Below are 12,339 nucleotides of genomic sequence, written 5' to 3'. Positions count from 1 at the left end.
ACCCATGCCTTCTCGGACCACACATTCGATCGCCGTCGTGACCGCATCATTTGTTCTGGCACTATCGGGTGCCGTCACACACGCCGCTGCGGGGGTTCCGGCCGCTCCCGAAGCCGCGACTACCGAATCCATCGCATCGGAGTCGATCAGCGATCTGTACGCAGCCCAGGGTGCGCACGAGGTGGCGGCCGACTCGGTTCCCGGATACCAATTGTTCTACCCAGCCGACTTGTCCGCTGATGGCAAGCGGCATCCCGTCATCACGTTCGGCAACGGCAGCTACGCGACGTTCGAAGAGTACGAGGCCCTCCTCCGACACTTTGCGTCGTGGGGTTTTGTTGTTGTGGTGGCCGACAGCAGTGTGACCGGCGACGGTACTGAAATCTTGGGTGCCGCTCAGTACCTCGTCGATCAGAACACCAACGCTGAGAGCATTTTTCACCAGAGGATCGATACCGACAACATCGCCTCGGTCGGACACTCCCAGGGGGCAGGTGGCGCGATCAACGCTGCAACGCAGTCGGCGAATCTGATCACCGCCACTGCGGTGCTCGACCTGCCGGACCCGTGGTGGGCTTCGCGACCTGTCGATGTCGTCGACGTGGCGAAGTTGACCGGGCCGACGTTCTTCATGACCGGCGCCGACGATCCGGTCTCCACCGCCGATCCACAAGCTGAGTACTTCGACAAAACCGCAGCACCGGCGGTCCGGGGCAGACTACTTGGCGTCGGCCACAATTGGGCCGCCGACGGCGAAGGATTCCGGGGTTACCTGACCGCGTGGCTGAGGTTCGCCCTCAGCGGCGACCAGACTGCCGGACGTGCGTTTGTCGGCGACTCGGCGGAAATCCTCACCGATCCCCACTGGGACCGGCAAGCGATCAAGGGTTTGTGATGACGATCTTGCCGTAGGCCTGCCCGGATTTCTGCTGCTCGAACGCCTCGGCAAGATTGTCCAGACGGTACGACGAATCGATGACGGGACGAAGCGCGAGTCTCTCCAGCCCTGCAACCATCTCCTCCTGATGTGCACGACTGCCCACCAGAACACCTTCGATGGTGACCTGTTTGGTCAGTAGCGAAGTCAGGTCGATCGACGACGACGGGCCGTTCATGATGCCCAGCGCGCAGATCCGGCCGCCTGGTCGGACTGCCGCCAGAGATTGACCGAGGGTGGACGGCCCGCCCACGTCGAGCACAAGGTCGATCCCGCCGCTGAGCCGCATCGCTTCCGATCCCCAGTCCGGGCGCTCACGGTAGTTGACCACGTGATCGGCACCGAGCTCGGTCAATCGAGCCATCTTGTCGGGAGCCGACGAGGTTGCGATCACCTGAGCTCCAGCAGCTTTGGCAAGCTGGACGGCAAACAGCGCTACCGTGCTGGTCCCGGGAATCAACACCGACGAACCTGGGATGATCGGGACGCCGGCAAACAATGCACGCCACGCGGACAAGCCCGCAGTGGGCAAGGTAGCGGCTTCTTCGTACGTGTAGTTTCGCGGCATCGACGTCACTGCCGATACCGGCACGGTGACGGTGTCACGGGCGAACCCGTCGACGCCGTCACCGGGTGAATTTCCGAATCCGTCGAAATCCGGTGCACCGCTGCGCCAATGCGGCAGATAGGTGCTCATCACACGGTCCCCGACCCCGAACTGTGTGACGCCGTCGCCGACGGCAACTACCTCGCCCGCTGCGTCGGACAAGAGAATGCGAGGGCCGTCGGTCGGTATCTCGCCGGTCGCCACGAGGTAGTCGTGGTGGTTGAGCGAATTCGCGCGGATCGCGATCGTCACCTCACCCGCACCTGGCCCTGGCGTCTCGATCGTCCTCGATTCGAGGTTGTTCAACCCTCCAGGCGGAAGTACGTATACAGCGCGGTTGGTCATGGTGTGGATCCTCGCACGATTGACGATTTCGGGTGACGTTCGGAAAGGGTTCCGCTGCTCAGAGGAGAGAAGCGGTGAACCCTCCGTCGAGAACCAGGCTGCTGCCGTTGCACCACGACGACTGGTCGCTCGCAAAGAACACTGCGGCGGCGGCGACTTCCTCGGTCCGGCCGTAGCGGGTTTGCTTCGTGACCATCAGGTCGTCGAAGCCGCCGGACTCGAGGCCGAGTGCGTTCTCGAAATCCTGTTGGTGACTCTTGACCAGGTCTGTGTCGATGAATCCGGGTAGCAGGGCATTGGCTCGGATTCCGTGGAAGCGAAGTTCGGCTGACAGGGTTTCGGTGAGATTGCGAACTGCTGCTTTGGCGGCGGCATAGCTACCGATCAAGGGCGACCCGGTGGTCGACGAGATCGACGAGATGTTCACGATCGAACCGCCTCCGGATGCGACGAGCGCGGGTAGCGAATGACGGACGGTCAAGAATACTCCATCGAGGTTGACCGACATGACTTTCCGCCAGTCCTCGAACGAGGTCTCGATCAGCGGAGTCGTGGTGGCGATGCCGGCGTTGGGTACTACGACGTTCAGTCCGCCGAACTCTTCGACCGCCCTGGCGACGAGATCCTTGACCTGCTGTTCGTCGGTGACATCAGTGGTGACAGCGATAGCTCCGTCGATCGAGTCCGCCACTGCCTGTGCTGCGTCACCGTTGATGTCGGAGACTACGACGCTCGCGCCCTCCGCCCCGAATGCCCGGGCAATGGCGGCGCCGATTCCGGCACCTGCGCCGGTGACAATTGCAACTTTGTTCGCGAGAAGATCGGACATGTCAGCGTTCCCCTTCAGTTCTCGGTCGGGACGTAGAAAAGCAATTCGGGTCCGGTGCCGCCGGTAGTCGCGATGGCCTCGGACATGTCGAGAGTTCCGTCGCCCAAAGCACTTCCCAACGCCTGCGCCGTGCCCGCGAGATCTTCCGTGTCGAGTTGATAGATGCTCAGGTAGCGGCGCGCGGGCAATGCATCCTCGGGCAGCAACTGCACATCCGCCAGGAAGAATCGGGAGGCGGAGACAACTCCAGGCACTCGTTCGACGACCTGCGGAATATGCACGTCGTCGTACCAACGGTTGAACGCGTCCTCCGAAGACGGATCGGCAGGGTGTACGTGTGCGACGAGAATCGCTGTGCTCATGGAGTTCCTCTTCAACTCGAAGTGCTTTGGATTCAGCATGTTTGGAAGGCGACAATATTCACCAGCGAGGCCACTGGTCGTGGCGGTGCCAGGCGATTCGATGGCCGCTCAAGCGACAACCCTAGGTAGCGATTGTGACCCGCGCCATATGCTCGGAGGTCAGAGTTGAGCTCCACATTTGTCCTCTCGGCACAAAACTCCGAGCAGAATCGGGCACTAGCGAAAGTCTCGCGACTTGGCTGTGACTCGCAGATCCATCAGCTGCATCCGGTCTGCCACGACAGTGACAGCGCCTTCCGCATTTTGCACCTTTCCTCGAATAAGCAACGCCGGCGCCGTATTTGCCAGTTTTCGGTACTTTGCCCACAACCCCACCGAACACACGACATTGACCATGCCGGTTTCGTCTTCGAGGTTGATGAACGTGACGCCCGCAGCTGTGGCCGGACGCTGCCGGTGTGTGACCGCTCCCCCTACCAGCACACGGTCACCGTCCGGGATGTCGAGCAGCCTCGAAGCGGGCACCACGCCGAGCGCGTCGAGCTGCGGGCGAAGAAACTGTGTCGGATACGTGTCGGGAGATACTCCTGTCGCCCAGACATCCGCTGCCGCCAATTCGACGTCGCTCATGCCGGGAAGGGTGGGAGCTGTGACCGACGCACCGATACCGGGCAAGCGGTCCGGACGCTCCCCTGCCGCAGCGCCCGCAGCCCACAGCGCTTCTCTACGCGAGATGCCGAAGCTGGCAAGCGCGCCGGCAGTCGCCAACGATTCAGCTTGCGCGGTAGTCAGTTCCACCCGACCGGTCAGGTCGAGAAACGACGTGAACGGTCCACCGAGGTCGCGCTGTTCGACAATTTTCTCGGCGAGTGCATCGCCGATGTTGCGCACTTCCCCCAGTCCCAGCCGAACCTCGAATCCACCTGCCTCGACGGTGGCATGCGCGAGGCTGACATTGATGTCTGCACCGTGTACCTGCACTCCGTGCCGGCGCGCATCGGCAACCAGGGACTGTGGTGAGTAGAAACCCATCGGCTGCGCTCGCAGAAGCCCGGCACAGAACGCAGCGGGGTGATGAAGCTTGAACCACGAGGAGTAGAAGACCAGTGCGGCAAAACTCTGTGAATGACTTTCCGGAAAACCGAAATTAGCGAATGCGTACAGCTTTTCGTAGATTCGGTCGGCAACCTCGTCGCCGATGCCATGTAGGTCTCGCATGCCCTGGTACAGCCTCGCTCGCAGTTGCTCCATCTTCTCGGTGGAGCGTTTCGATCCCATTGCCCGACGCAATTGATCGGCCTCGGACGGCGTGAAACCCGCAACGTCGACGGCCATCTGCATCAACTGTTCCTGAAACAGCGGAACCCCCAACGTGCGTTCGAGTGCCTTCTCGAGCGACGGATGGTCATAGGACACAGGTTCGAGTTTGTTGCGCCGGCGGATGTACGGATGGACTGATCCGCCTTGAATCGGCCCGGGACGGATGAGCGCGACTTCGACCACCAGGTCGTAGAAATTTCGAGGCTTCAGACGCGGCAGTGTCGCCATCTGCGCACGTGATTCCACTTGGAACACCCCTACCGAATCTGCCCGCTGCAACATCTCGTACACCGCTGTTTCCGACAGATCGAGATGCGCCAAATCGACTGTGATGCCTTTGTGTTCGGCCACCAGGTCCATCATGTAATGCAAAGCCGAGAGCATGCCGAGCCCGAGTAGATCGAACTTGACCAACCCAGCGGCAGCACAATCGTCCTTGTCCCACTGCAGGACACTGCGATTGGCCATCCGCGCCCACTCCACCGGGCAAACGTCGGCGATGGGACGATCACAGATGACCATTCCGCCGGAGTGGATACCGAGGTGCCGTGGATAGCCTTCGATCTGCGCCGCCAGTTCGAGTACCGGACGCGGAATATCGGTATCCGCATTCTTGTCGATACCACCCCACCGGCCGACCTGCTTACTCCACGCATCTTGCTGGCCCTGCGAAAAGCCAAGCGCGCGGGCCATGTCCCGCACCGACGACTTTCCTCGATAGGTGATGACATTGGCTACCTGCGCGGCATACGTACGCCCGTATTTCGCGTACACGTGCTGGATCGCCTCTTCCCGGCGATCCGACTCGATGTCCACGTCGATATCCGGTGGGCCGTCGCGCTCGGGCGCAAGAAACCGCTCGAACAGCAATTTGTTGCGAACCGGATCGACGTTGGTGATGCCAATCGCGTAACACACCGCAGAGTTCGCAGCGGAACCCCTTCCCTGACAGAGGATGTCGTTGTTCTTGCAGAACGACACGATGTCATGCACGACCAGGAAGTATCCGGGAAAGTTCAATCCCTCGATGATGGCAAGTTCATGTTCGAGCTGTTTGTATGCCTTCGGTGCACCTTCCGGGGGTCCGTAGCGTTCCAGCGCCCCGACCATGGTCAGCTCACGCAACCACGACGCCTCGGTATGCCCGGCAGGAACGTCGAACGGTGGCAATTTGGGCGCGATGAGCTTGAGATCGAAAGCGCACTCACGACCAAGATCGGCGGCACCACTGACAGCCTCGGGATAGAGCGAGAACAGCGTCGCCATCTCCGCGCCGGACCGCAGGTGTGCTCCGCCGGTCGGAGCCAACCATCCAGCTGCCTCATCCAAGCTTTGACGCGCCCGCACAGCTGCCATTGCCATGGCGAGGCGTCGACGCGGAGGAGCGGCGAAGTGTGCGGCGGTGGTCGCCACCGTACGTAGTCCACGTTCTCTCGCCAGTTCTGCAAGAACGGCATTGCGCTCGTCGTCCTCCGCCAACCCATGATGAGTGAGCTCCACCGACACTCGCTCCGCCCCGAAACGCTCGACCAGATCCTGCAAGGCCTCCGCCGCGGCTTCGCGACCACCCGACGTCAAGGCTTGCCGCACATGACCTTTGCGGCACCCGGTCAGGATCTGCCAGTGCCCACCGGCGGCTTCGGTCAGCGCGTCGTAGTTGTACTGCAGTTTGCCCTTCTCACCGCCCGCCAGATGTGCGGCGGCTATCTCCCGCGAAAGACGGCGATATCCTTCCTGCCCACGGGCAAGTACCAGAAGATGCGTTCCACCGGGATCTGCCGTCCCAGTTCTGGGTACCGAATCGAGCGACAACTCGGCCCCGAACACGGTCCGCATTCCCCATTCACGCGCAGCCTCCGCAAACCTCACCACGCCGTAGAACCCGTCGTGATCGGTGACGGCAATCGCCTCGAGCCCGAGACGCACAGCTTCCTCGACCAGTTCTTCCGGCGGTGATGCGCCGTCGAGGAAGCTGAAGGCCGAGTGAGCGTGCAGTTCTGCGTAAGGAACCACGCCGGTGCCACGAGTGAGTTCGCCTGCGTGATACTCGCCGCGCTTTCGTGACCAGGCGGGACTGTCACTTCCGTCGCCCGGGAACAAATCCTCGTGTTCCACGCGGCCTGGCCGTCCGGACAGCACCCGTTCCATCTCGGACCACGTCGGCGGCCCATTTCCCCAACCCACACTGACCTCGCACCTGATCGAGCCGGCCGTCACGGGACGACCGACTGCTCGAGGATGCCGAAAGGGAAGACGCACCACATGCATCGAACTGATGTTCGATGCAGATTCAGTCTGACAGGTCACTCACCCGCAGTCAACAGAGCGAATCTCAACCCTCACCGTCTCGTCACATTCAGATGTACGCATGTCTGCACTCCGTTCACTTTGGCCCCAGATCATTAGCGGCGTTCATAATCTCCATCCATACTGTTTCCAGGAGTACTACTCGTATGTCGTTCTCGCGCAACACACGTAGGTTGACGGCCGTCGCCGGCGCCGTCGCCGTTCTGGCCGCTGCCGGCTGCAGCAGCAGTGCCGACGAGGCAACAGGCTCGAACGGCACGACCGTCGATCGCGCCGCGACCGGCGAACTGTCCTCGAACGGTGGTGCTCGCCGCATCGACGGTGATCAGTCGGCTGCAGTGCGTGACGCCGTCAACGCTTCCGGCGCGAAGAACGTCATCCTCCTGATCGGGGACGGCATGGGCGACTCGGAGATCACCGCCGCGCGCAACTACGCCGAGGGTGCTGCTGGCAGCTTCGCCGGCCTCGACGCCCTGCCGATCACCGGCCAGTACACGCACTACGCGTTGACCAAGGACGGCAAGCCCGACTACGTCACCGACTCCGCTGCCAGTGGATCGGCATGGTCCACCGGCACCAAGACCTACAACGGCGCGATTTCCGTCGACATCAAGGGGCAGGCCCAGTCGACCGTCCTCGAGATCGCCAAGGCGAACGGCAAGGCCACCGGCAACGTCTCCACCGCCGAGGTGCAGGATGCCACCCCCGCAGTGCAGGTCGCGCACGTCAGCGGCCGCAAGTGCTACGGACCCGAGGCGACGTCCAAGTCCTGCCCGGAGAACGCCATCGAGAACGGCGGCAAGGGGTCGATCAGCGAACAGCTCCTCGACACCCGCGCCGACGTCACCTTTGCCGGCGGCGCCAAGTCCTTCGCTGAAACCGCGAAAGCCGGTGACTGGCAGGGCAAGACCCTCAACGAGCAAGCTGCCGCTCGTGGCTACCAGCTGGTGAAGAATGCCGCCGAGATGAACGAGGTCGGCAAGGCAGATCAGGACGCACCCGTGCTCGGGCTGTTCGCCGACGGCAACATGCCCGTCCGCTGGGAAGGCTCTGTCGCCACCCGCGACGGTTACCTGCAGCCCGCCGAAACCTGCATCGACAACCCCAAGCGAACCTCCGACGTACCGAAGCTCGCGGACATGACGCAGAAGGCAATCGACCTACTGAAGGTCAACGACAACGGATTCTTCCTCCAAGTCGAAGGTGCCTCGATCGACAAGCAAGATCACGCAGCCAACGCGTGCGGTCAGATCGGTGAAACCGTCGACCTCGACGAAGCTGTGCAGAAGGCACTCGAATTTGCGAAGACCGACGGAGAAACCCTGGTCATCGTCACAGCCGACCACGCTCACACCAGCCAGATCGTCACCAACGTCAGCGCAGACGACATCGCCACCATCGCCAAGGACCAGAACATCCCGGTCGAGCGCGCCCAGGAAATCGTCTACCCCGGTCTGACCCGCAAGCTGACCACGAAGGACGGCTCGGAGATGACGATCAGCTACGGAACGTCCGAAGATCCGGCCGTCGAATCCGAAGGGCATACCGGAACTCAGTTGCGCGTAGCAGCTTTCGGCCCGCACGCGGCCAATGTCAGCGGCCTCACGGACCAGACCGATCTGTTCTTCACGATGACCGACGCGCTGGGACTCGACCGTTCCAAGGTCGCAGCTCACTGACCTGACCAAACCCGACCCGGTAAAAGCCTGGGTCCAGTCACACCAGAGTAGCCAAGGCGCGCACCCGATCTTCGGGTGCGCGCTTCGGGCAACTGGTGCACTTGCCTTCACCTGGCACCTCGTAGATCAGGCAGCACGATGCCCGCTGCGTGAATCTGCGTCGCCCTGATGCCACCGGTGTCAACGGATTAGAAACGCGCACAACACTTTCATTGCGGTCGACATCGACGAAACGCGGGACGGGAATGCCCGGGTTCTCACCGCGGAGAACATCGATCAGACCAGCAGCAAATGCACTTCCGCGCTCCCTCGCGCTACCGGCGGCGTCGAGGCTGCGATTGGCGATGGAGTCCGTCGCGATCGCCCACAGCGCCTGCTGCCGAACGCCGGACACCTCGGCGAGTACCTCGATCACGGGACTGAGTGAGCGGAGCATCGCGTGGCCCAACTCCGCCACACTCCGCGAGATCGGAATGACCGATCCGGCAGCAAACCCGCCCAGATAGCCGTTGTCACGCAAGAAGATCCGCCCACCGTTCAACGATGGATCGGCAGCGAACCCGGTGACCATACCGGTTCCGATCGGAATGCCAGTCAGCGTGGAACTGGCCGAGTACCACCACAATGTGCCGTTCACTCGGCTGTCCGCACTCCCCCATCGCTCGGCCGTATCGGCGACACGTGCTGCCAACCACTGGGGGTCGGTCATCAACACCGCGGGCACCGTATCCGGATACGCGCTCAGGTTGTCGAAGAACGGCACCGCTAATGCCATACGGGCGTAGATCCCGGCTACCGATTCCGTCATGCCAGCCCCAATATCTCCATCCGCGGACGTACTCCGCGTTCGACTCGCGCCTTGATGCCGAAAACCTCGGCCAACAACGGCTCGTCCAACACCTCGACCGTAGACCCACACGCGCGGAGTTCACCTTCGGTGAGCACGGCAAGGTTGTCGCAGTACTCGACTGCCAACCGTAGATCGTGCATCGTGACCACAACCGCGAGCCCCGCCGACGCAAGTTCGGCGAGCAATTCCATCACGATCAACTGGTGACGAAGATCGAGATGATTGGTCGGCTCGTCCAACAACAGAACCTTGGGCTCCTGAGCCAATGCGCGCGCTATCGAGACACGTTGCCGCTCACCACCCGACAGGGTGGACACGTCGCGTCCGGCAAGCTCGACCAAACCAACCTGCTCGATGCACCGGTCCACGATGGCGGTATCTCGCTCAGTGCTTCGGTCCAACCAGCTACGGTGCGGAGTTCGTCCGAGCGCGATCGATTCACGAACCGAAAGTCCTGCCGAGACAGTAGGTTCCTGGACGCTCGCCGAGATGGTTTTGGCGATGTCCTTACGCGAGAGCGTCGTCGAGTCGGCTTGATCGATCAGAACTGCGCCACCTGTCGGAGTCAAAGCGTTGTAGCAGCAGCGCAGCGCCGTCGTCTTGCCACTGCCGTTGGGTCCGACCAAGCCCAATATTTCACCGGACGTCACCGCGAAAGTGATGCCGCGCAGGACTTCGCGGTTGCCAAGCCGCGCCCGGGTCTCGACGAGTTCGAGCAGAGGCGCAGCTTCGGCGTCCTTCGGGAGTGTCTCTGTTCTGGCCTGTGTCACTGTTCTGGTCTGCGTCACTGTTCGAGCCTCCGATACTGCCGGTAGAGCATCCAGACGAAGATCGGTGCACCCACGAGGGCGGTGATCACTCCGACCGGAACTTCGGTGGATTGTGCCACCGAGCGCGCAGCGGTATCCGCGGCAACCATCGCGACGGCGCCCAGAAGGGCTGCAGCAGGGAGCAGTCGAATTGCTCTGGTGCCGACGATGAAACCGGCCAGATGTGGGATCAGGAGGCCGATGAATCCGATTCCACCGGCAACGCTGACTGCCGCGCCCGCCAGTACGGAGACCGCAAGCAAGGACAACACTCGGAACCGTCGGACGTTCATACCGAGGGCTGCAGCCCCGTCGTCACCGGTCTGCAAGACGTCCATCCACCGCGAACTGAACAGAAGGGCCGTGCCGACGACGACCAGTGCGATCGTCGGGAAGATCAGCGTCGACCATCGCGCATCACCGAATCCGCCGGCAATCCAGTGCATCACCGACGTCACGTGCCGATCATCGGCCAACACCAGGATGCAAAAGGTGATGAGCGCCGAGAATATCTGGGCGAGCGCTACACCCACCAAAATGATCGCGGTCGGCTGCGGATACCGGCCGCCGATCAGCAGTGCGAGAAACAACGGGATCATCGCCCCGACGAATGCTGCGACCGGAATCGTGAAAACCCCGAGGAGGCCGGCGCCGAAACCCAGCACCGAGACGAGCACCACCATGAATCCCGCACCCGACGAAACTCCGAGCAGATACGGGTCGGCAAGAGGATTCCGTGTGACAGCCTGAGCAACAGCACCCGACATCGCCAAGGAAGCACCCACGACCGCAGCCGTGAGTGCACGTGGCAGGCGGGAGTCGATCACGATCGACTCCCGCGCCGCGGTCCACCACGTTTCGAAAGTCCCTGGCGCCAAACGGGCTCCGACTATCGCCCAGACGTCACCGACGGGAATGCGAACCGATCCCAAGGAGACGGCCAACCCCAGGACGATCGCCAAGGCGACCGCCAAGCCGACAAGTAGGGCGCCGTACCCGTAACGCGTGCGGGTCACTTCGCCGCGTCAGCGCCCGGATGGAAGGCCGTCGCGATGGTCTGTGCCGAACGCACCAACCGTGAACTCTCGAACAGGTCCGCGAGAGGAACCACGACGAACCGGTTCTGCTGCACAGCAGGGGTGGTCGCCATCAACGGCTGGGCACGGAGGAAGTCGATCTTCTGCTCGGCCGTCTTGTCGCCGTAGTCGATGACCACGATCGCCTGGGGTGCACGCTCGGCAACAGCTTCCCACGATGCGTCGATGTAGGGCTTTGTCCCTTCGGCGAAGATGTTCGAGACACCGGAGTATTCCGCGACCAATTGACCGACGCCGACTCCGCCGATAGTCGTCGGAACCTGGTCACCACTGTCGTAGAAGAAGGTCGGTACCGGCGCCGCGTCCCCGACCGAAGCGCGGACGGAATCGAGACCATCGCTGATCTCCTCTGCGACCTCGCGGGCGGAATCTTCAACGCCCAGGACTCGACCGAGTTGCGTGTAGTCGTTCTCGAGCAATCCGATGTCGGGGAAACCGGTGCCACAGTATTCTGAGAAGAGGAAGGTGTTGATTCCGCGCTCGCCGAAAGCGTCTCGGGAACGGCCCTGCTTCTCGTTGAAGGCACTGGTCATTCCTCCGACCACGAAGTCCGGATCGACGTCGAGAACCTGCTCCATGCTGGGGAACGTATCGGAGAGGCTGGGAATCTTGTTGAATACATCGGCGGTCTCCGCAGTTGGCGGATTGTCGCTGTACGCCCGACCGACGATCCGGTCACCCGCACCGATTTCGATGAGCGCCTCGGTGACATGCCCGTTCAAAGACACGATGCGCTGCGGCGGCGAGTCGAAGGTCATCTCTCGATCGCAGTTGGTCACGGACACAGGCTGTGCGAAGGATTCCGCAGCAGACGCGGACTCTGATTCCTGGCCTTTGGAACAACCTGCCGAAACCAAGGCGACCGCGATGAGAACAGCGGCGGCGCGGGACGGGGAGAACTGAAGTGACACGGGGACCTCGTAAGGGCTCTGAGCCACGAATGAGAATCCGACAGACAACTCCGCCCGCACACTGATACTCGGCCAGAGCTCCTGCTGGACTTCCTTTTCGTAGACCACGACGAATGGATGTCGCACACCGCGCGGTGGGTAATCGGGCTTGCCGACGCTCGGTGACTACCGAGAATCGACCTACCGTTGCGGGTCAGCGCCGGATTCGGACCGGCTTCCCCCACACGCGTGGCTTGCAAGTGCTTCGAGCAGTATGCATGACGTTTCCGATTCAAGACCAAACGCC

10 protein-coding genes and 1 riboswitch are annotated in these 12,339 nt (G+C 62.2%); of the genes, 2 read left to right on the top strand and 8 right to left on the bottom strand.

The window, feature by feature from the left end; genetic code table 11:
- Window positions 1-4: 4 nt before the first annotated feature.
- Window positions 5-895, top strand: coding sequence for an alpha/beta hydrolase (locus RA302_RS09905; RefSeq protein WP_205907716.1), 891 nt, complete (start codon window positions 5-7; stop codon window positions 893-895).
- Here RA302_RS09905 and RA302_RS09900 read toward each other — a convergent pair.
- The 4 genes from RA302_RS09900 to RA302_RS09885 all read right to left on the bottom strand — a co-directional run bounded on the left by RA302_RS09900 (window position 882) and on the right by RA302_RS09885 (window position 6,584).
- Window positions 882-1,889, bottom strand: coding sequence for an NAD(P)-dependent alcohol dehydrogenase (locus RA302_RS09900; RefSeq protein ID WP_195791080.1), 1,008 nt, complete (start codon window positions 1,887-1,889; stop codon window positions 882-884). The genes RA302_RS09905 and RA302_RS09900 overlap by 14 nt on opposite strands.
- 58 nt (window positions 1,890-1,947) lie before the next feature.
- Window positions 1,948-2,718: a glucose 1-dehydrogenase gene (locus RA302_RS09895; RefSeq protein WP_020906972.1), complete on the bottom strand. Its 771-nt coding sequence runs from the start codon at window positions 2,716-2,718 to the stop codon at window positions 1,948-1,950.
- 14 nt (window positions 2,719-2,732) lie between these two features.
- A complete protein-coding gene (locus RA302_RS09890) occupies window positions 2,733-3,080 on the bottom strand; it encodes a hypothetical protein (RefSeq protein WP_338480402.1) in 348 nt (115 codons plus the stop codon).
- 216 nt (window positions 3,081-3,296) lie between these two features.
- Window positions 3,297-6,584: an error-prone DNA polymerase gene (locus RA302_RS09885; protein WP_024487466.1), complete on the bottom strand. Its 3,288-nt coding sequence runs from the start codon at window positions 6,582-6,584 to the stop codon at window positions 3,297-3,299.
- A gap of 269 nt (window positions 6,585-6,853) precedes the next feature.
- Here RA302_RS09885 and phoA point away from each other — a divergent pair, with 269 nt between their 5' ends.
- Window positions 6,854-8,386 (top strand): alkaline phosphatase, encoded by a 1,533-nt coding sequence (phoA, locus tag RA302_RS09880; protein WP_021343627.1) that lies wholly within the window; start codon window positions 6,854-6,856, stop codon window positions 8,384-8,386.
- Between the two features lie 37 nt (window positions 8,387-8,423).
- Here phoA and RA302_RS09875 read toward each other — a convergent pair whose 3' ends face one another.
- Genes RA302_RS09875 through RA302_RS09860 form a run of 4 tightly spaced genes read right to left on the bottom strand, consistent with a single transcriptional unit; the run spans window position 8,424 to window position 12,053 of the window.
- The gene (locus RA302_RS09875; protein WP_069145845.1) at window positions 8,424-9,194 is read right to left on the bottom strand and encodes a (2Fe-2S)-binding protein; all 771 of its coding nucleotides are present in this window, start codon (window positions 9,192-9,194) and stop codon (window positions 8,424-8,426) included.
- Entirely contained in the window at window positions 9,191-10,024 is an 834-nt protein-coding gene (locus tag RA302_RS09870) for an ABC transporter ATP-binding protein (RefSeq protein ID WP_020969107.1), read from the bottom strand. Before RA302_RS09870 ends, RA302_RS09875 begins: the two co-directional genes overlap by 4 nt.
- The gene (locus RA302_RS09865; protein ID WP_029254959.1) at window positions 10,021-11,061 is read right to left on the bottom strand and encodes an iron ABC transporter permease; all 1,041 of its coding nucleotides are present in this window, start codon (window positions 11,059-11,061) and stop codon (window positions 10,021-10,023) included. Before RA302_RS09865 ends, RA302_RS09870 begins: the two co-directional genes overlap by 4 nt.
- Window positions 11,058-12,053 carry an ABC transporter substrate-binding protein gene (locus RA302_RS09860; RefSeq protein ID WP_029254958.1) on the bottom strand — a complete coding sequence of 332 codons (996 nt, stop codon included), beginning with the start codon at window positions 12,051-12,053 and terminating at the stop codon, window positions 11,058-11,060. Before RA302_RS09860 ends, RA302_RS09865 begins: the two co-directional genes overlap by 4 nt.
- Before the next feature lie 115 nt (window positions 12,054-12,168).
- A riboswitch (cobalamin riboswitch) is annotated at window positions 12,169-12,315 on the bottom strand.
- Window positions 12,316-12,339 lie beyond the last annotated feature (24 nt).

Source organism: Rhodococcus sp. DN22 (assembly GCF_036669995.1).
GTDB lineage: Bacteria > Actinomycetota > Actinomycetes > Mycobacteriales > Mycobacteriaceae > Rhodococcus_F > Rhodococcus_F erythropolis.
This window is presented reverse-complemented; position numbering and strand designations above follow the sequence as displayed.

What these genes read in the sequence shown, in the direction of transcription:
- RA302_RS09905 (WP_205907716.1), top strand. Translation starts at nt 5, where the DNA reads ATGCCTTCTCGGACCACACATTCGATCGCCGTCGTGACCGCATCATTT.
- RA302_RS09900 (WP_195791080.1), bottom strand. Translation starts at nt 1,889, where the DNA reads ATGACCAACCGCGCTGTATACGTACTTCCGCCTGGAGGGTTGAACAAC.
- RA302_RS09895 (WP_020906972.1), bottom strand. Translation starts at nt 2,718, where the DNA reads ATGTCCGATCTTCTCGCGAACAAAGTTGCAATTGTCACCGGCGCAGGT.
- RA302_RS09890 (WP_338480402.1), bottom strand. Translation starts at nt 3,080, where the DNA reads ATGAGCACAGCGATTCTCGTCGCACACGTACACCCTGCCGATCCGTCT.
- phoA (WP_021343627.1), top strand. Translation starts at nt 6,854, where the DNA reads ATGTCGTTCTCGCGCAACACACGTAGGTTGACGGCCGTCGCCGGCGCC.
- RA302_RS09875 (WP_069145845.1), bottom strand. Translation starts at nt 9,194, where the DNA reads ATGACGGAATCGGTAGCCGGGATCTACGCCCGTATGGCATTAGCGGTG.